General features: G+C 74.3%; 6 protein-coding genes. 2 read left to right on the forward strand and 4 right to left on the reverse strand.

Going from position 1 to position 20,043, the window contains the following annotated elements:
- Positions 1-27: 27 nt before the first annotated feature.
- Together ACH41F_RS14695 and ACH41F_RS14700 are read left to right on the forward strand one after the other, a co-directional pair.
- Positions 28-243 (forward strand): hypothetical protein, encoded by a 216-nt coding sequence (locus tag ACH41F_RS14695; protein ID WP_391231176.1) that lies wholly within the window; start codon positions 28-30, stop codon positions 241-243.
- Between the two features lie 190 nt (positions 244-433).
- Positions 434-3,349: an AAA family ATPase gene (locus tag ACH41F_RS14700; protein WP_391231175.1), complete on the forward strand. Its 2,916-nt coding sequence runs from the start codon at positions 434-436 to the stop codon at positions 3,347-3,349.
- Between the two features lie 14 nt (positions 3,350-3,363).
- On the opposite strand, the gene ACH41F_RS14705 is transcribed toward ACH41F_RS14700, so the two are convergent.
- The 4 genes from ACH41F_RS14705 to ACH41F_RS14720 all read right to left on the reverse strand — a co-directional run bounded on the left by ACH41F_RS14705 (position 3,364) and on the right by ACH41F_RS14720 (position 19,690).
- Positions 3,364-4,611, reverse strand: coding sequence for an MFS transporter (locus ACH41F_RS14705; protein ID WP_398835611.1), 1,248 nt, complete (start codon positions 4,609-4,611; stop codon positions 3,364-3,366).
- A 37-nt stretch (positions 4,612-4,648) separates the two neighbouring features.
- Positions 4,649-5,878, reverse strand: a complete 1,230-nt coding sequence (locus ACH41F_RS14710) for a cytochrome P450 (RefSeq protein WP_391231170.1) — start codon at positions 5,876-5,878, stop codon at positions 4,649-4,651.
- Positions 5,875-13,131, reverse strand: coding sequence for an amino acid adenylation domain-containing protein (locus ACH41F_RS14715; protein WP_398835616.1), 7,257 nt, complete (start codon positions 13,129-13,131; stop codon positions 5,875-5,877). The genes ACH41F_RS14710 and ACH41F_RS14715 overlap by 4 nt, the downstream gene beginning before the upstream one ends.
- A 265-nt stretch (positions 13,132-13,396) precedes the next feature.
- Positions 13,397-19,690 carry an amino acid adenylation domain-containing protein gene (locus tag ACH41F_RS14720; protein ID WP_398835619.1) on the reverse strand — a complete coding sequence of 2,098 codons (6,294 nt, stop codon included), beginning with the start codon at positions 19,688-19,690 and terminating at the stop codon, positions 13,397-13,399.
- Positions 19,691-20,043: the final 353 nt, after the last annotated feature.

Below are 20,043 nucleotides of genomic sequence, written 5' to 3' on the forward strand. Positions count from 1 at the left end.
CATCGGACACCAGAAGGGACCACCGTCATGGACAAGCACCTCTTCGCCGCCGACTCCGCCGAGTTCACCGCCACCGACTCCGCCGAGACCGCGCAGACCGAGCAGGACGCCGCGGGCGGCATCACCCTCTCCGGCCGCAACCGTGCCTGCGCCCGCGCCCGCGTGCTGGCCGGCATGGTCCTCACCAGCGGCATCGTCATCACGCTGAGCAGCCTGGACACCTCGGTCTCCGCCCCCAACTGAACCGACCGGCGAACCCGGACGTTCCGCGTGATGGCGCGGGCCCGCAGCGGCGGGCCCGCGCCGCCGCGTTCGCGCGGCATCTCGCGGCCAGGAGCCGGGCGTTGTGCCCTTCCCGCCGGGACGACCGCAGGTGATCTCGACCAGGGCGCGACCTGCCCCCGGCGCAATCTGCCGCCTATCATCAGCGTTCATGCGTTCCCACACGCCTTCCCTCGTCGGGCGAGACCCCCAACTCACCCAGCTCGAACGCGCCATGGCCGACGCGAGGCAGGGCATGGGCAGCGTCGTCTTCCTGGTCGGCGAGGCCGGGGTCGGCAAGTCCCGTCTCGCGGCGGAGGCCGTGGGCGGAGCCCTGGGCTCCGGCATGCGCGTACTGCGCGGCCGCAGCAGCACCACGGGCCCCGCCGTACCGTTCCGGCCGCTCACCGAGGCGCTGATGTCGCTGTTCCGCAGCGGCGAGCCCATGGACGACCTCCCGCTCGGTCCCTACCGTCCGGTCCTGGGCCGCCTGATCCCCGACTGGGACACCGGGGAACGCGACAGCAGTTCCATGGTCATCCTCGGCGAGGCCGTGCTGCGCCTGCTCATCGCCGCCGGCCGCGGCCAGGGCCAGTTGCTGCTCCTGGAGGATCTGCACGACGCCGACCCCGAGACGCTCGGCGTCCTGGAGTACCTGGTCGACAACCTGGCGTACACACCCGTCCTGCTGGTGGCCACCGTGCGCACCGACATCAGTGACGCCCTCGACCTCGCGCAGTCCGCGCGCCGCCGCGGCGCCGCCACCGTGGTCGAACTGGCGCCGCTGTCCCAGCCGCAGGTGCACCAGATGATCGCCGCCCAGCTGGGCGTGGACAGCCCTGACGACGTGCCCGCCGAGGTGCTGAGCAAGCTGTGGGAGGACAGCGCGGGCAGCCCCTACCTCGTCGAGGAGCTGCTGCAGTCGATGATCGGCTCGGGCACCCTGGTGCAGGGCCCCGGTGGCTGGCGCGCCGTCGGCGACCTGCGCCGTGACGTTTCCTCAACGCTGGCCCGCGGCATCCTGCGCCGCATCGACCGGCTCGGCGCCCAGGGCCTGACCCTGCTGTCCGCCGCGGCGGTGCTGGGCCGCCGCTTCCCGCTCTCCGTCCTGCAACGCATGACCGACGTCGACGACCGGACCCTGCTCGGCCACCTCCACGCCGGTGTCGCCGCCCGGCTCGTCGTACCCGACGAACCCGCCCCCGACTGGTACTCCTTCCGCCACTCCCCCACCCTCGAAGCCCTGTTCACGCAGCTGACGCCGGGCCAGCGAGCGGACCTGGCACGGCGGGGGGCCCAGGCGGTGGAAGAACTCCACCCCGCCCTGGAGGGCGACTGGTGCGCCCTGGCCGCAGGCCTGCGCCGCGAGGCCGGGGACCGGGTCGAGGCCGGGCTCCTGTACGCCGACGCGGGCGGACGCGCCCTGGCCGCAGGCGCGCTGAACTCCGCCGTGACCCTCCTCAGCCGTGCCGAGTCCCTGTTCGACGACGCGGACGATCCGCAGGCACGGGCCGCGGTCCTGGAGAACCTGCTCCCCGCCCTCGCCGAAGCCGGCGACTTCGCACGCGCCTTCGACCTGGTGGACGACCTGCACGCGCTCGGCGGTGCCGGCCTGAGCGCCGCACGTCTGGCGACACTGCACGCACGGCTGGCCAAGGTGGCCCACACCGCGGGCCGGTGGAGCGACGGCAACCGGCAGATCCTGCGCGCCCGCGAGGTGCTGGCCGCCGCTCCCGACGAAGCCGCCGCGGCCGCCGTGGACGTCACCGCGGCCTATCTCGCCCTGGACACGCCCGGCCCGGACCGCACCCAGCACGCCGAGAAGCTGGCACGCTCCGCCGCCGACACCGCCGAGCGGCACCAACTGCCCGTCGTCGCCTGCCAGGCCTGGGAACTGCTCGCCACCGTGGCACGCGAGCGGGACCCGCAGGAGTCGGCGGCCATGCTCGGACAGGCCATGTCCGCCGCCGAACGCCACCGGCTGCCGTTGCAGCGCATGTACGCGGCCACCCGGATGGGCGGCAACGCCTGGCTCGCCGAGGGCGACACCTCGGGACTGCTGACGGCCCGCCAGGAGGCGCTGCGCCTGGGCTCGGTGAACATCGTGCACACCGTCGACGGCATCCTCGTCCTCGATGCCGTGCTGCGCGGCGAGGACGCCGCCGCACGCTCGGCCGCCGCGGAGTGCCTGGCCGTCGTCCGCCGGCTGCGCCTGGCCCCCGCCGTGCGCTATGTGCTCATGGCGCAGGCGACGTTGGAGGCCCACCGAGGGGACCGGCCCGCGATGGAGGCGGCGCTCGCGGCCTTCACCGAGTGGGACGGCGCCGGTTCGCAGGAGGAGCCGCTCTGCCTGGGTCTCGCGCGGGCCTTCTGCGCGCTGCTGGAGGAGAACCGGGACCTGGCCCGCGCGGAGTTGGCGGCGGTGCGGGCCCTGGAGGCGGACAACCCCTCCACGTACCACCTCAGCGGCACCCATGGCCTGATGCTCCTGCTGGACGTGCTGGGCGGGGACGCCCACCGGGCCCGGCACGCGGAGGTCGCCGCGACCGCCATGGCCCGCATGCGGTGGAACCGGCAGTTCGTGCACCTGGCCGAGGCCGTCCTACTGGGCCGGGAGGGGGCGCGGACGGACGCGGCGGCCGCCGTGGAGGCGGCCCTGGTGGTGGCCGAACCCTATCCGGTGGCCCAGCATCTGGGGCTGCGGCTGATCGCGGACGCCGCGCAGCAGGACGGCTGGGGTGATCCGGTGGGCTGGCTGCGGCGCGCCGAGCACTACTTCCACGAACGGGACATCGCCGCCGTCACCGGCGCCTGCCGGGCGGGGCTGCGCCGCCTGGGTGCCCCGGTGCACCAGCACCGCAGCGGCACCAGCGGCATTCCGGAGCAGCTGCGCACCCAAGGGGTGACCGTGCGGGAGTTCGACGTGTTCCGGCTGCTCGCGGAGCGCCTGAGCAACAAGGACATAGCCGACCGGCTGTTCATCTCGCCCCGAACCGCGGAGAAGCACATCGCCAGTCTCATCACCAAGACGGGAGCGGCCAACCGCGCGGACCTGTGCGCGCGATCGGCCGCTCTGCGCTCCGGCTGAGCCTCTCGACCGGGTCAGCGCATCTCCCGCACCGCCCGTGAGGCGAGCACCGCCAGTCCCGTGCCCGCGAGGACCACGGCCACCACACCGAACAGGGCGAGGTGCCCCGTGCCGGCCAGGAAGCCGCACAGGATCAGCGACAGCGGGGCGGCGGCGTAGCCGAGGACCATGTCGACGGAGACCACGCGGGTCAGGACGTCCTGCGGGATGTTGCGCTGGATCCAGCTCAGTCCGAACACGCCCTGGTAACCGATGGCGAACCCCATGGCCAGTACGGTCGCGACCACGACCGCGGTGCTCTGTGCCAGGCCGAGCACGGCCATGCCGGCGCCCAGCCAGCCGGCGAGGGCGGCCACCAGGAGGCCGACGCGGGGCCGTCCGCCGACGGCGCCGCCGACGAGGGTCCCGAGCACCGCTCCCCCGGCCAGGGCTCCGTTGAGGACACCGAGGGTGGCCGAGCCGCCGCGCAGCACCTGGTCGGCGAGCGTGGCGAAACCGACCGTGAAGGGGCCCGCATAACAGAAGTTCACCGCCGTGTCGAGGGCGACGATGGTGCGCAGGCGCGGGTCGCGCAGGGTGAAGGTGACGCCCTCCCGGATGCGGGCGCCGAGGGACGGACCCGGCGCGGCGGAGCCGCTCTTGGGGGCGCCGGGCCGCGGCCGGGTGCGGATGCGGGCCACGCACACGCCGCACAGGGCGAAGCAGACCGCGTCGACGAGGAAAGCGACCGGCGCCTGCGTCAGGGCGATCACGACACCGCCGATGGCCGGACCCACGACGGCCGCCGTCCGCGCGCCGGCCCCCAGCAGGGCGTTGGCCGGGGCGAGCAGGTCCTCCTCGACCACCGACGGCAGGATGGAGACCCGGGCAGGCTGGAAGAAGGCGTCGACGGCACCGAAGGCGGCGGCCGCCGCGCACAGCATCCACACCGTCAGGTGCCCGGTGAGCCCGGCGGCGCCGACCGTGGCCATCAGCGCGGCGCGGGTCCAGCTGGAGGCCACCATCAGGGTGCGGGTGGACCAGGTGTCGCCGAGGGTTCCGCCCACCAGGGTGAGCAAAGCCCGGGGCACCGCCTGGAACGCCAGGACGTAGCCGAGGGTGAGGGTGGAGCCGGTCAGGCTCAGCGTGATCCAGGAGAAGGCGACGACGCTGAACCCGTCGCCGAGCAGGGAGAGCGCCTGCCCCGTCCACAGCAGGCGGAAGGAACGGTGCCGGGCGGGCGCCCACAGCCGCGGGCGTTCCGCGGCGAGGGTGGTGGCCATGGGGGTGCCTCTCTTCGAAGGGAGGTGTGCGGTCCGGTCAGTAGTGGACGGGCAGGGCGGTGAGGCTGCGGTTGAGCAGGGACGGCTGCCAGGTGAGCCGCTCCGGGTCGACCAGCGTCAGGCCGGGCCGCTCGCACACCAGCGTGCGCACCGCGCAGACGGCCACCAGGCGGGCGAGCGCGGCACCGATGCAGAAGTGGGCGCCGAAGCCGAACCCGAGGTGGGTCGCGCCGCTGCGGGTGACGTCGAAGCGGCCCGGGTCGGGGAAGCGGGCGGGGTCCCGGTTGGCGGCGGCGGTCACCAGGAAGATCCGGTCCCCGGCGCGTACCGTCTGTCCGCCGAGTTCGAGGTCCTGGGCGGCGGTGCGGATCGACATCTTCGACGGACCGTCCAGGCGCAGCGTCTCCTCCACCGCGCCCTGGGCCAGCCCCGGTTCGGCGCGCACGGCGGCCAGCTGGTCGGGGCGGGTGTGCAGGGCCAGGACCGTGTTGGCGATGAGGTTGCTGGTGGTCTCCCCGCCGGCGAACGCCATCTGGGTGAGCATCCCGACGAACTCCTCCTCGCTCACCGAGTCACCGACCCGGCCCTCCCCCAGCACCTGGCTGATCAGGTCGTCGCCGGGCTCCGCGCGCCGCCGGGCGACGAGGGCGCCGAGGTAGTCCTCCAGACTGACCAGGGCCTGCAACGAGGCGCGGTACTCGCTCTCCTCCTGGGCGGTGCCGAGCACGAGATCGGCCACGCGGGTGTTCCAGTACCAGAAGGAGGGCCCGTCGGTGGGCGGGATGCCGAGCCAGCGGGCGAAGACCAGGGCCGGCAGCGGCTTGGCGAGGTCGGCCATGAGGTCGCCGGTGCGGCCGGGGGCGGCCTTGCGGGCGAGCACGGCACGGGTCACCTTCTCGGTGAAAGCGCTGTAGCGGGCGACGGCGCGGGCGGCGAACGCCTCCTGGAAGACCTGCCGCAGCCGCCGGTGCTGGGGCGGGTCGTTGAAGACCATCCAGCGCGACAGGATGCCGAAGGCACGCTCGGCGTCCTCCCGGGCTCCTTGCGGGACGGCGTCCATCAGGGGCCGGACCCGGTCGGCGGAGACGGCCCGGTCGCGCAGGCAGCGCATGACCTCGTCGTAGCCGGTGACCAGCCAGGCACGGTGCAGCGGGCTCCACCTCACCGGCGCGCTCTCGCGCAAGGCGTCGAGGTGGCCGTAGGGGTCGGCGACGAGGTCGGGGGCGAGCAGGTAGCGCTCGGTGGGGGCGGGGGCGTACGTGGTCATCGGGACTCTCCCCTCTCCAGGGCGGCGAGCAGGTCGGCGATGCCGGTGACCTGGGGCTCGGCCATCATCGACATGTGATCGCCGTCGCTGATGTGCAGCGTCAGCCCGCCCTGTGCGGTCGCACGCCAGCGGGCGACGTAGGTGTCGTAGTCGACGTCGAGTCCGGGCATCGTGACGCCGCGGGGCAGGCCGGCGGCCTCGCTGCCGACCACCAGGTGGATGTGGCCCGGGTAGGGCCGGACCTCGTACCCGGCCAGCGCCGCGAGCAGGGAGTGCCAGACCTCGATGGGGGCGCCCTCGACGAGGGCCGCCTCGGCGGGGCTCATCCCGGCGCCCAGGAGGGTCGCGGTGAGTTCGGCGGTGGCCTGGTCCCGCTGTGGGGAGGCGGGCAGTTCGCGCAGCCGGTCCCGCAGGCGCAGGGCTTCGCGCAGGTCGCGAGTGACGCCTTCGAGGCGGGCGCGGGCGGCGGGGTTGGGCAGGTACGGCTCGATGAGGACGAGCGGGGCGACCGGGTGTCCGGCCTGGTGGAGCTGGGTGGCCATCTCCAGGGCGATGTTGGCGCCCATGGACCAGCCGAGCAGGGCGTGCGGGCCCGGCACGCCGCGGTCGGTGATCTCGGCGGCGTAGTTGGCGGCGATGCCGGTCACGGTGCTGGGGTCGACGCCGCCGAGCAGGCCGCGGGCCTGGAAGGCGTGGACGGGCCGCCCTGGCGGCAGGGCGCGGGCCAGCGGTACGAACCAGGCGGCGCTGCCCCCGGTGGGGTGCACGCACCACAGCGGTTCTCCCTCGCCCTCGCGCAGCCGCACCTCGGAGGTGACGGTCTCGGGGAGGCCGGCGCCCACCGCGCGGGTGGCGTGGGCGGCGAGCCGGGCGAGGGTGGGGTGTTCGATCAAGTCGCCCACCGTCACCGGCAGTCCGCGTCCGGCGGCCAGCAACGACACCCGGACGGTGGACAGGGAGCTGCCGCCGATGCAGAAGAAGTCGTCGTGGACGCCGATGCGGGACAGGCCCAGCACCTCGCGCCAGATCTCGGCGAGGATCCGCTCGGCCGGGGTGGCGGGCGCGACGTACTCGGTGTCGTCCTGGTCGAGTTCGGCCGGCGGCAGGGGCAGCGCCCGCTTGTCGATCTTTCCGCTGCGGTTGACGGGCATCTCGTCCAGGACGACGAACCGTGAGGGCAGCATGTACGCGGGGAGGCTGGTCCGCAGCGCGCCCCGCAGGTCCTCGGGGGTGGGGCGGTCGGTGTCGGCGGTGACGAGGTAGGCGACCAGGGCGGGTTCGCCGCCGGGCAGGTCGGTGCGGTGCAGGACGACCGCCTGGCGGATGCCCGGCAGTTGCCTGAGCGCGTGCTCGATCTCGCCGAGTTCGATGCGGAAGCCGCGCAGTTTCACCTGGGCGTCGCGGCGGCCGAGCCATTCCACGGTGCCGTCGGGCCGGTAGGCGCCGAGGTCGCCGGTGCGGCACAGCCGTTCGCCGGGCTCGCCGTAGGGGTCGGGGACGTAGGTGGCGGCGGTCAGGGTGGGGCGGCCGAGGTAGCCGCGGCCGACGGCCTGACCACCGAGGTAGATCTCGCCGGGCACACCGACCGGGACGGGCTGGAGGTCGTCGTCGAGGACGTGGATGCGGGTGTTGCGGATCGGGGTGCCGATGGGCGGCCTGCCCTGGCCGGGGGCGAGGTCGGCGGCGACGGACCACACGGTGGTCTCGGTGAGGCCGTAGACGTTCTGGAAGCGGCGGCCGGATGACCAGCGGTCGGCGAGTTCGGCGGGGCAGGCCTCACCGGCCACCTGGAGCACGCGCAGGTCGGGGAAGGTGTCCTCGCCGAGGACGGCCAGGGCGCTGGGCGGCAGCATGCCGCCGGTGATCCGCGCCTGGCTCAGGGTGCGGGCCAGGTCGGGTCCGGGCCGCAGGTCCTCCTTGGGCGCGGTGACGAGGCAGCCGCCGTTGGCGAGGGACCAGGTCAGTTCCAGGATGGAGGCGTCGAAGCCGAAGGACGCGAACTGCAGGATCCGGTCCTCGGGGGTGGGGTTCACCAGGTCGCGCTGTCCTTCGAGCATGTTGGACAGGCCGCGGTGGGCGATGGCGACGCCCTTGGGGACCCCGGTGGAGCCGGAGGTGTAGATCAGGTAGGCGAAGGTGTCGGCGTCGGGTGCGCGGCCGGGCACCGGTCCGACCGGCTCGGCGGGCACGTCCAGGTGGATGGTCGGGCCGTCGAAGGGGACGGCGCCGTCCAGGGCCCGCTGGGTCAGCAGCACCCGCATGCCGCTGTCCTGGGCCATGAACGCCAGCCGCTCGGTGGGGTGTTGGGGGTCCAGCGGGACGAAGGCGCCGCCGGAGCGCAGCACGCCGAGGGCGGCGCGGACCCAGTCCGGGCCCCGGTCGACGCAGATGCCGACCACGGTCTCCGGTCCGACGCCGAGCAGCCTCAGCCGGCGGGCCACCTGTTCGGCCTGCTCGTGCAGTTCGGCGTAGGTCAGCGGCTGTCCGCGGTGTTCGACGGCGACCGCGTGCGGGGTGCGGGCGGCCTGTTCGGCGACGTGCTCGTGGAACAGCAGCGGGGAGGAGGGCAGGTTCGGTCCCGCGGCCCAGCCCAGGACGGTCGAGCGGGCGGCGCCGACGGCCGCGGGCCGGCTCACTCGGGCGGACGGGTCGGCCGTCATCGCCTCCAGTTGCGCCACGAACACGTCGGCGACCTGTTCGGCGGTGGCGGGGGCGACGTAGTCCGGGTCGGCGTCCAGGGTGAAGGCGTTGACGCTGGCGTTCACCAGCAGCGGGAACATGGTGCGGGCGATCTCCAGGGAGTCGTCCCAGGAGTCGTGCGCCAGGCGGTGGAAGTTGACGTAGTTGAAGACGGTGTCGGTCAGGTTGGGTTCGGTGGGGCGCAGTTGGGCGATGCGGACCAGTGGCACCCGGCGGTGCGGGAGCATCTCCTGCTCGGCGCCGAACACGTCCCGCAGGTAGGCCAGCCAGTCGCCGCGCGGGCGCTCCACGCCGAAGGGCACGGTGTTGAGGAACAGTCCGCGCATCCGGTCGGCGCCGGGCACCTCGGGGCGCCCGTTGGTGACCAGGCCGATGCTGTGCCCCTGCACGCTGTCGTCACGGTCGGCGAACAGGCTCATGGTGTGGTGGAAGGCGGCGAGGAGCACGGTGCGGCGGGGCACGCCCGCCTCCTTGGCGAGGCGGCCGATGCGTTCGGCGAGGTGGGCGTAGGAGCGTCGCACCTCGTGCACCGGCGGCCCGTCCGCGGCGGCGCCGTCGGTGCGGCGGCGCAGGGTGACCGGGCGCAGTGCGGCGAGCCGGTCACGCCAGTAGGCCAGGGACTCCTCGCTGCCGAGCGCGGCCCGCTCCAGGGCGACGTACTCGGCAAAGGCCGGGACGCTCGGCGGGCGCGGTGCGGTGCGCTGGGTGACCGCTTCACGGTGCAGGGCCAGCAGGTCGGCGACGAGGGAGGTCAGGCTCCAGCCGTCGAGGACGACGTGGCAGTCGGTGAGGACCAGGCGCAGGTCGTGGTCGGTGATGTGGTGCAGGTGGATACGGACGAGGGGCGCGGTGGAGAGGTCGAAGCGGCGGTCGAACTCGGCGTCGACGAAGCGGCGCAGCCGGTCCCGCTGCTCCTCTCGCGTCAGGTGGCGCAGATCGGTGTAGCCGACGGGCAGGCGGGCGGCCCGGTGGACGAGTTGGAGGGGTTCGCGGTAGGTGACGAGGTCGACGGAGGTGCGCAGGATCGGGTGCGCGGCGACGACGGCGTCGACGGCGGCCTGGAAGGCGGCGGCGTCGAAGCCCTCGGGAACGGTGATCTTCAGGTCGGTGACGTTGTGGTAGGCGCCGCGCCGGGCGTCGGCGAGCATCTCGTGCAGCATGCCGGCCTGGAGCATGGTGAGCGGGTAGGCGTCGGCGAGGCCCTCGGGCAGCCGGTCCGCGTCGGCCGGGTCGATCAGGGAGAAGGGGGCGACCGGCTCGGGGGCGTCGGCGGCGTCGGTGACCAGTTCCGCGAGGTCGGTGAGGGTGCGGGCGCGGAAGACGTCGGCGACGCTGAAGCCGAGTCCGGCGAGCCGGCCGACGCCGACCAGGCGCAGGGCGAGGATGGAGTCGCCGCCGAGGTCGAAGAAGTTGTCGGTACGGCTGACCCGCTCGACGCTCAGGACCTGGCTGAACACCTCCGCCAGGGCGCACTCGGTCGCTCCCTGCGGGGCGGCGTAGGCGGACGCTCCCGCCGAGCTGGGGCGCACGGCGGTCAGCGCGGCGCGGTCCACCTTGCCGTTGGCGGTCAGCGGCAGCCGTTCGTGGCGCACGAACAGGGCGGGGACCATGTACTCGGGCAGGGTCAGCCGCAGCCGTTCGCGCAGGGCGGCGGCGTCCAGGGGGCGGCCCTCGGGGGTGACGACGTGGGCGACCAGGCGGGCCGTGCCGCCGTCGTGGCGGGCCACGACCGCGGTGTCGGCGACGCCGGGCAGGGCGCGCAGGGCCGTCTCGATCTCGCCGGGCTCGATCCGGTAGCCGCGGATCTTGACCTGGTGGTCGGCGCGCCCGACGTAGGCGAGCTGTCCGTCGGGCAGCACGCGGACGAGGTCGCCGGTGCGGTACATGCGGGTGCCGGGGGCGCCGAAGGGGTCCTCCACGAACCGCTCGGCGGTCAGCTCGGGCCGGTTGCGGTAACCGCGGGCCACTCCCCCACCGGCCACGTACAGTTCGCCGACGGTGCCGTGCGGGACGAGGCGTCCCCAGGCGTCCAGGACGTAGCCGTGGGCCGCGGTGAGCGGGCGGCCCACGGGTGAGCGGACGGCCCCGTCGACGTCGTCCTCGGTGATGGTGCGGATGGTGACGTGGACGGTGGTCTCGGTGATGCCGTACATGTTCACCAGCGCCGGGCGGGGCCCGGGGGCGGTGAACCAGTCGCGGTAGTCGCGTACGTCGAAGGCGTCGCCGCCGAAGACGACGGTGCGCAGGGCCAGGGTGGAGAAGTCGGCCCCGGTGTCCCGGAGGTGGGCGCGCAGGCCCTTGAAGGCGGCCGGGGTCTGGTTGAGGACGGTGACACCCTCCTCGCGCAGGACCCGGTGCACGGCGGCCGGGTCGCGCACCTCGTCGGCGGTGAGGACCGCCACGCGCCCTCCGGTGGCCAGCGGTGCCCACAGTTCCCAGACGGAGAAGTCGAAGGCGGGCGAGTGCATCAGGGTCCACACGTCGGCGGGGCCGAAGTCGAAGTGGCGGTCGGCGGCGCCCAGCAGCCAGGCCAGGTTGCCGTGGGTGATCTCGACGCCCTTGGGGCGGCCGGTGGAACCCGAGGTGTAGATGACGTAGGCGAGGTCGTCGTGGGCCGGGAGGACGTCCTGTGCGGGCGAGGTGGCCTGGAGTCCTGCATCGTCCTCGGCCGCGTCCAGTTCCAGCAGGCGGGCCGGCAGGCCCTCGACGGCGTCGCGGGTGGCGGAGTCCGTGACGATCAGTTCGATGCCGGAGTCGGTGACGGTGAACGCGCGGCGGGCCTTGGGATGGGTCGGGTCCAGGGGCAGGTAAGCGGCCCCGGCCCGCCAGACGGCCAGGAGGGCGACGGCCAGGTCGGAGGTGCGGTCGAGGCAGACGCCGACGAGGGAGCCGCGCGTGACGCCCGCCTCACGCAGACGGCACGCCAACTGTGATGCCGACGCGTCGAGTTGGGCGTAGGTCAGGCTCCGCCCCGAGCCGGTGACGGCGACCGCCAGCGGGGTGCGGACGACGTGTTCGGCGAGCCGGTCGGCGGCGGTACGCGGCAGAGCGCCGGGGGTCTCGAGGGAGCGGGCGGGGCCGTCCGGGCCGAGCAGGTGCGCGCGTTCGGCGGGGCTGAGCGGGTCGACGGCGCTCAGCGGGGCGTCGGGGCGGGTGCGGAAGGCCTCCAGGAACGCGACGGTGTGCCGGGCGAGCGCGGCGACGGACTCCTCGGTGAAGAGGTCGGGCCGGTAGACGAAGGCGAGTTCGGTGCGGCCGCCGCCGTCGCGCAGGTCGAGGGTGAGGTCGAACTTGGCGGTGGTGAGCCCGATCCGGTAGGGCGCGCCGTCGGCCTCACCGAGGGTGAGGGTGCCCGCGCCGGTCTCGGTGTGCGTGTACAGCACCTGCACGAGCGGGTTGCGGGCCAGGTCGCGCTCGGGGCTGAGGACTTCGACGACCTTCTCGAAGGGCAGCGACTGGTGCGAGAACGCCTCCAGGACCCGGTCGCGGGTGCGCTCGAGCAGTGCGGCCGGAGTCGGGTCGTCGGAGAAGTCACCGCGCAGCACGAGTGTGTTGACGAAGAACCCGACGAGCTGTTCGGTCTCGGCCCGTTCACGGTTGGCGACGACGGTGCCGACGGCGATGTCGTGCTGCCCGCTGTGGAAGGCGAGCGCCGCCTGGAAGGCGGCGAGCACGGTCATGTACGGCGTCGTCCCGAACCTGCGGCCCAGGGTGGCGAGGGCGTCGGTCAGGGTGGCCGGGAGGGTGACGGCGTGGACGGCGCCGTGGCCTGTGGGGGTGTCGGGGCGAGGGTGGTCGGTGGGCAGGTCCAGCGGGGTGAGTCCGGCGAGACGGGAGGTCCAGTGGTCGAGGCTGGGGCCCTGGTCGGCGGCGCGCTGCCAGATCGCGTAGTCGGCGTAGTCCAGGGGCAGTTCGGGCAGGTCGGCGCGGCGGCCCTCGCACCGGGCCCGGTACAGCTCGGCCAGATCACGGACCAGGACGTCGAGGGACCAGCCGTCGGAGACGATGTGGTGCATGGCCAGGACCAGGACGTGGTCGTCGTCGGCCGCGCGCACCAGGGTGGCCCGGAAGGCGGGTTCGCGGGCGAGGTCGAAGGGGCGCAGCGCGGCGGCGTGGACGGCCGCGTCCAGGTGGCGGTCGTCTCCCTCGTCCGGCGAGGTGGCGTCGACGACGTCGAGCGTGGCGTCGCCGGCCGGCAGGACCCGCTGGTACGGGACGCCTTCGTGCTCGGGGAAGACGACCCGCAGCTGCTCGTGGCGTGCGACGAGGTCGGCGACGGCGGCACGGAGGGCCGGCACGTCCAGGGGCCCGCTGAGCCGCCAGGCGGCGGGCAGCAGATAGGTCACGGCTCCGGGGTCGAGCCGGTCCAGGAAGTACAGGCGCTGCTGGGCGGCGGACAGAGGGGTCCGCTCGGGGCGGGGCCGGACGCGGACGGGGCCGTCGTCGCGGGCGGCGGACTGGCCGCGCAGCCGCTGCTCCAGCAGACGCCGGGCGGCCGGGGAGAGGCCACCGGCCGCGGGCAGGGGGCCGGGGCGCACGTCGGACGTGGTCATGGGGCACTCCGAATCTCAAGGTCTGTGGCAGGGCTGCGGGTTGGCGGCCGCCGAAAGGGGGCCGCGCACCCGTACGGCTGGGGTCCGCCGGGCAGGTCTCTCGCGCGGGGCTCCGGGCCCGGACGGTCGGTGCCCGCCGGGCACGGTCCGCGGGTCGAGGGACCCGCGGACCGGTGGGGGCGGCGGTCGGTCAGAGGCCGACGGTCGGTCAGAGCCGGCGCGGACGGTCAGAGGTCAGCGGACGGTCGGAGTCGGCGCGGGACGGTCAGAGGTCAGCGGTCAGGGACAGGTCGATCTCGTCGTCGCTCATCTGCGAGATCAGCTCCAGCAGGCGCCGTTCCACCTCGGCGGCGAGCCGCTCCACGGTGGGGTGTTCGAACAGGTCCCGGACCTGGAAGGCGCAGTCGAAGGCGATCCGGAGCCGAGAGGCGATCGACACCGCGCGCAGCGAGTGGCCACCCAGCGCGAAGAAGTCGTCGTGGACGCCGACCCGGGGCAGGTCCAGGACCTCGCACCAGATCTGGGCGACGACCGTCTCGGCCGGGGTCCTCGGCGGCACGAGGGTGTGCGCCTCGCGGACCTCCGGTTCGGGCAGCGCCGTGGTGTCCAGCTTGCCCTGGACGGTCAGCGGGAGGGCGTCGAGCAGGACGAACGCCGACGGGACGAGGTAGTGGGGCAGGTGGGCGCGACAGTGGGTGGCCAGGGACTCCTCGGAGAGGCCGTCGCCCGCGACGTAACCGACCAGCGCGGGTTCGCCGTGCACCGTGCGGACGAGGACGGCGGCGCCGCGCGCGCCCGGGTGAGCGCGCAGGACCGCCTCCGCCTCGCCGGGTTCGACCCGGAAACCGCGGATCTTGACCTGGTCGTCGTTGCGGCCGAGGAACTCCAGCTCCCCGGAGGGCAGTCGGCGCACGATGTCGCCGGTGCGGTAGAGGCGGGCGCCGGGTCCGCCGTACGGGTCGGGCACGAACCGCTCGGCCGTCAGGGCGGGCCGGCCGAGATAGCCGCGGGCCAGCTCCGGTCCGCCGACGAGGAGTTCGCCGGGGACGCCGTGCGGGGCCAGTTCACCGCGTGCGTCGACGACGTAGGTGCGGCGGCTGCCCAGCGCCCGGCCGATGGGCACCCTGCCCTCCGGCCGCGCCCGCAGGGTGTGCGCGGTGGCGGAGACGACCGCCTCGGTGGGCCCGTAGGTGTTGACGACCGGGACTCCGGGCAGGTGGGCGAACCAGCGCTCGAGCGGATCGGCGGGCAGTGCCTCTCCCCCGGTCACCAGCAGCCGCAGCGTGCCCAGTCGGGGGGCCAGCACGTCCAGGCGCGCCACGACCTCCGCCCAGTAGGACGGGGTCAGTTCCATGACGGTGATCCCGGCCTCGGCGACCCGGTCGGCCAGTTCCTCGGGGGCCCAGATCTCGTCGGGTCGCACGAGCACGCTCGCTCCGACGCTGAGCGCGGGCAGGATCTGTTCCAGGGAGGCGTCGAACGAGGTCGACGCGAAGGTGAGCACCCGGTCCCGGTCCGTCAGTGCGAACAGCTCGCGGGCGGCGGCGACATGGGCGTCCAAGGCGTGGTGCTCGACGCCGACGGCCTTGGGCCGGCCGGTGGAGCCCGACGTGAAGATGACGTAGGCGAGGTCGTCGGGCCGGGGCGTGTGGCGCGGGCCGTCGGCGCGCGGGGTCACGTCCTCGGCACTGACGGACCGCACGCCGAGGGCGTCGACGGTGTCCCGGGTGCGAGCGTCGCACACCACGTACCGTACGCCCGCCTCCTGGAGCATGTGCTCCAGACGCTGTGCCGGCAGGTCGGGGTCGAGCGGGACGTAGACGCCGCCCGCCCGCCACACGGCGAGCATGGCCGCGACCGCTCCGACACCCCGTCCCATGCAGACGCCGACCGCGTCGGAGGGGACCGTTCCGGCGTCGGCGAGGGCGGCCGCGATTCCCGCGGTGCGGGCGTCGAGGTCGACGTAGGTGAGGGCGGTGTCCTCGCAGACGACGGCCGGCGCCTCCGGCCGCCCGGCCACCGTGAACGCCGGGGGCGGGGCGGTGCCGTCGCCGGCGGCCGCCAGCAGCTCGCGGCGGTCGTCCGTCGAGAGCAGGGGCGCTTCGTCGACGCGGACGTCCGGAGTGTCCAGGAGCGTGTGCAGGAGGCGGCCGACGTGGTCGGCGAAGCGCAGGGCGGTCGCCTGGTCGAAGAGGTCGGAGGCGTACTCGACGTTGAGCGCGAAAGCGGCGTCCCGAATCACGAAGGTCGCGGTCAGGTCGAACTTGGCCGAACTCCACGGCAGGGCCAGGTCGGTGGCGTCCAGGCCCGGCAGCGCGGACCCACCGGCCGCGGCGTCCTGGACGTCGACCATGACCTGGAAGAGCGGATTGCGGGACAGGTCGCGTTCGGGGCGCAGCCGTTGCACGACCTGCTCGAAGGGGACTTCCTGGTGGCCGAAGGCGCCCAGGACCACATCGCGGACCCGGTCGACGAGGGTGGCGAGCGTCGGCCGGCCGGACAGGTCCGTGCGCAGCACGACCGTGTTCACGAAGAAGCCGACCAACGGCTCCAGTTCGAGCCGGTCGCGCCCGGCGACGGGCGTGCCGACCGAGATGTCGCTCTGGCCGGTCCAGCGGGCCAGCACCGCCTGCGCGGCGGCGAGCAGCACCATGAAGCGGCTGGCCCCGTGCTCCCGCGCCAGGGCGTCGACACGGTCGACGAGGTCACGGGGCAGTTCGATCTCGACGGCGCCCCCGCGGCCGGTGAACGCGGCGGGGCGGGGCCGGTCGGTGGGCAGGTCCAGTACCGGCGCGCCGTCGAGGACGGCTTCCCAGTAGGCCAGTTGGGGTTCCATGGCCCCGCTGTCGACCCGGTCGCGCTGCCAGACGGCGAAGTCGCCGTACTGCACGGGCAGAGGCGGCAACGCGGCGCGTTCGCCCCGCAGGCGGGCGTGGTAGTGCGCGGCGAGTTCGTCCAGCAGGACGCCCTTGGACCAGCCGTCGGTCACCGCGTGGTGCAGGCTGATCAGGACGACGTGGTCGTCGTCGGCCAGTTCCCACACGCCCGAGCGCAGCAGCGGCGGACGGGCGAGGTCGAAGCGGCGGGTGGCGAAGGCGGCGGCGCGCGGACGCAGCTCCGCCACGCGGTCCTGCCCGTCGGCGGCCTCGGGCACCCGCTCCCAGTGCAGCGGCACCCCGACCGGCGCGCACACCTCCTGCACGGGGCGTCCGTCGCTCTCGATGAGGGCGGTGCGCAGCACCTCGTGGCGGGCGACCAGGTCGTCCAGGGCCTGCTGCCAGGCGCCGCGGTCCAGGCCGCCGCGGATACGCCAGCAGTACCACAGCAGGTAGGACTCGCCGGTGTCGGAGGTGCGGTCCAGGAACCACAGGCGTTCCTGGGCGAAGGACAGCGGCAGGAGCCGGTCACGGTCGACGGGCACCACTTCGGTGGCTCCCGAGAGGCGGGCGTCGGCCACCACCGGGGCGAAGGCGCGGACGGTGGGGTGTTCGAAGACGGTGCGCAGCTCGACCTCCCGCCCCAGGCGCTGGGCGATCCGGGAGACGGCCATGGTGGCGAGCAGGGAGTGCCCGCCGAGGTCGAAGAAGCTGTCGTCGAGGCCGACCCGGTCCAGGCCCAGGACGTCGGCCCACACCTCGGCGACGATCCGTTCCGTTTCGTCGCGCGGGGCGGCGTAGGCGGGGCCGGCCGCGGTGCGGGTGTGGGCGGCATCGGGCAGCGCGGACCGGTCGAGCTTGCCGGAGACACCGACCGGCAGTGCGTCCAGGACGACGAAGTCGGAGGGGACGGCGTGCTGCGGCAGGTGACGCGCGCACCAGGCACGCAGCTCGGCCCGGTCCGGAACGGTCTCCGCGTCGGCGGCGGGGACCACGTAGCCGATGAGGCTGCGCCCCGTGGCCCGGTCGGGGCGGGCGGCGGCCTGCGCGACCAGCGGGCAGGCCCGCAGCACCGTCTCCACCTCCCCGAGCTCGATACGGAAACCGCGGATCTTGACCTGGTCGTCGCGGCGGCCGAGGAACTCAAGGTCCCCGCCGGGTGTCCAGCGCACGATGTCGCCGGTGCGGTAGAGGCGTCCGCCGGGCGGTCCGAACGGGTCCGGCACGAAGCGGTCGGCGGTCAGCGCCGGCTGCCCGAGGTAGCCGCGCGCCACCTCCGTCCCGCCGATGAGGAGTTCACCCCCGACGCCGACCGGGACGGGCTCTCCGTCGCCGTCGACCACGTACACGCGGCGGTCCCCCAACGGCCGGCCGATGGGCACGGTGTGGGCGGGCGGGTCGTCGGCGTCGTAGGTGGTGGCGGTGACCGTGGTCTCGGTGGGGCCGTAGGCGTTGCAGACGCGGACGTGGGGGACGGCGGCGCGCCATGCGGCGAGCGTGTCGGGCGGGACGGCCTCGCCGCCCAGGACCAGCAGGCGCAGGGTGCCGAGGGCGGCGGCGAGACGGCGGTCCAGGGAGAGGGTCAGTTCGGCCCAGTAGGTGGGCGGCACATTGACGACGGTCAGGGCGTGCCGCTGGACGATCTCGGGGACCTGGGTGGGCAGCCACGGCTCGTCGGGCCGGATGACGACGCCCGCGCCCGTGGTGAGGGCGGGCAGCACCTGGTCGAGGGAGGCGTCGAAGGAGAACGAGGCGAAGGCCAGGACGCGGTCGGTGGCGGTGATGCCGAGGCGTGCGCGCATGGCGGCCACGTGGGAGGCGAGCGCGGCGTGTTCGACACCGACCGCCTTGGGACGTCCGGTGGATCCCGAGGTGAAGATGACGTGGGCCAGCTCCCGCGGGTGCGGCCGGTGGCGGGGTCCGTCCGCACACGGGACCACGGTGCTGGTGTCGACGCGGACCGGGGCGAGGGCGGCGGCGTCGGGCGCGGTCACCGGGTCGGTGAGGACACAGGCCAGGTGCGCCTCCTGGGCCATGTACCGCAGGCGCTCGGCGGGCAGTTCGGGGTCCAGGGGCACATAGGCGCCGCCCGCCCGCCAGATGCCCTCGATGGCCGCCACCGACCACAGGCCCCGGCGCAGCAGGACACCCACCGCGTCACCCGGCCCGACACCCGCGGCCCGCAGCGCGGCCGCCAGACCGCCGGTCATCTCCTCGAGTTCGGCGTACGTGGCGCTCTCGTCACCGCACCGCAGCGCGAGCGCCGAGGGCTCGCCGGAGAACGCCAGGTCGGGTGCCGGGCCCGCGGGACGGTCGGGGGCGGCGTGCCAGGCGGGGCGGGGTCGGGCGAGCGCACCCGGACGCGCGGGCAGGGACCGGACCAGCTCCCGCACCGGCGTCTCGGGAGAGGCGAGCACGGCCCGGATCAGAGCGACGTACGCCTGGGCGAAACCGCGCATGGTGGCGGCGTCGAACAGGGCGGTGGCGTACTGCAGGAGCGCGGCGATGCTGCCGTCCGCCCGCAGGGTGAGGTCGAGGAACACGTCCAACGGGGTCTCGGACAGCGGCGGTTCGACCAGGCAGACGTCCAGGCCGGGCATCCGCACCGGCTGGATCGGCGCGTTGAGGAGGGTGAACGACGCCTGCGCGAGCGGGTGCCGGGACAGGTCGCGGGAACCGCCGAGGGCGCCGACGACAAGGTCGAACGGTGCCTCGGCGTGCGCGAGATCGACCGGGACGCGGCTGCGCACCCGCTCCAGCAGGCCGCCGAAGCCCGGCGCTCCGCCGAGGTCGGTGCGCAGGACGACGGTGTTGACCAGCGGGCCGATGAGTCCGGCGGCGCCGGGCCGGGAGCGCTCGGCCAGCGTGCTGCACACGGCGACGTCGTCGCGGCCCGCCCAGTGTCCGAGCAGCACCTGGTAGGCGGTGAGCAGGAACATGTACGGGGTGGCGCGGCGGGAACGGGCGAAGGAGTCGACGGCGGCGACCACGTCGGCGGGCAGGTCGAAGCGGACGACGTCCCCCGCACCGTCCCAGGTGCGAGGTCGCGGCCGGTCCGTCGGCAGCTCCAGCGCGGTGAGTCCGGCCAGGCGCTCACGCCAGTGCGCCAGCATGCGCTCCAGCCGCGGGCCACGCAGCCGTTCCCGCTGGGCGCGCGCCAGGTCGCTGTAGGAGACGGAGGGGGCGGCGACGGCCTCGCCGCGGTATCCGGCGGCGAGCTCTTCCAGCAGGACGCCCCAGGACCAGCCGTCCACGGCGATGTGGTGCACCTCGACCAGCAGCAGGTGCTCGTCCGCCGCGACGCGCGCGAGGACGGCGCGGACCGGGTGCTGGGCGGCCAGGTCGACGGGCCGCCCGAGGTACCGGCGGTACAGCTCGTCCGGACCGCTCACCTCGACGCGTTCCAGGACGATACCGGCCGGGGCGTCGACCACCTGGACGGGTTCACCGTCGACGGCGGTGAACCTCGACCGCAGCACCTCGTGCCGGTCCACGATCGCGGACAGCGACCGGTGCAGCCGGTCCACGTCCAGGGAACCGCTCAGCCGCAGCACCAGCGGAAGCATCGACCCGCTGGAGGAGCCGGCGAGCTGGTCCATGAACCACAGTCGGCGCTGGGCGAAGGATGCGATGCGGGTGTCGACGCCGTCCAGGGCCCTCTCGGGGGCCGGTCCTGCTGTCACTGTGAGCCTCCAAGCCGTGCCGTGTTTTGCAGCAGCCTGCCGTCGGCGGCCAGGAGGCCCATAGGGAAGAAGACGCAGCACCACACGCAGAACGCGCTGCCGGACCGGCTGTCCGCAGGTCAGGTACCGCCGGCGCAGTCAAGGCCCGGCGGGACGCCCGCTGTCCCGGAGCAACGGACCCGGTGCGGCCGGCAGAGCCTGAGGCGCCCTTGCAATCACCCCATTTCCCCTTCATCGCCCGAAGAATGGCCGTACGGTGGCCTGTCCGCTTGTCTCACCTCAAGCGGTGTCCGGGCGGGCAAGGGTGGTGTCAGGAGCGCCGGCGGCACAGTGTGCGGGAACTGGTGAAGCTC

The sequence above is a fragment of the Streptomyces sp. NPDC020489 genome, assembly GCF_044386545.1.
Lineage (GTDB): Bacteria > Actinomycetota > Actinomycetes > Streptomycetales > Streptomycetaceae > Streptomyces.

Coding starts and splice junctions, on each gene's coding strand:
- ACH41F_RS14695 (WP_391231176.1), top strand. CDS start 28: ATGGACAAGCACCTCTTCGCCGCCGACTCCGCCGAGTTCACCGCCACC.
- ACH41F_RS14700 (WP_391231175.1), top strand. CDS start 434: ATGCGTTCCCACACGCCTTCCCTCGTCGGGCGAGACCCCCAACTCACC.
- ACH41F_RS14705 (WP_398835611.1), bottom strand. CDS start 4,611: ATGGCCACCACCCTCGCCGCGGAACGCCCGCGGCTGTGGGCGCCCGCC.
- ACH41F_RS14710 (WP_391231170.1), bottom strand. CDS start 5,878: ATGACCACGTACGCCCCCGCCCCCACCGAGCGCTACCTGCTCGCCCCC.
- ACH41F_RS14715 (WP_398835616.1), bottom strand. CDS start 13,131: ATGACCACGTCCGACGTGCGCCCCGGCCCCCTGCCCGCGGCCGGTGGC.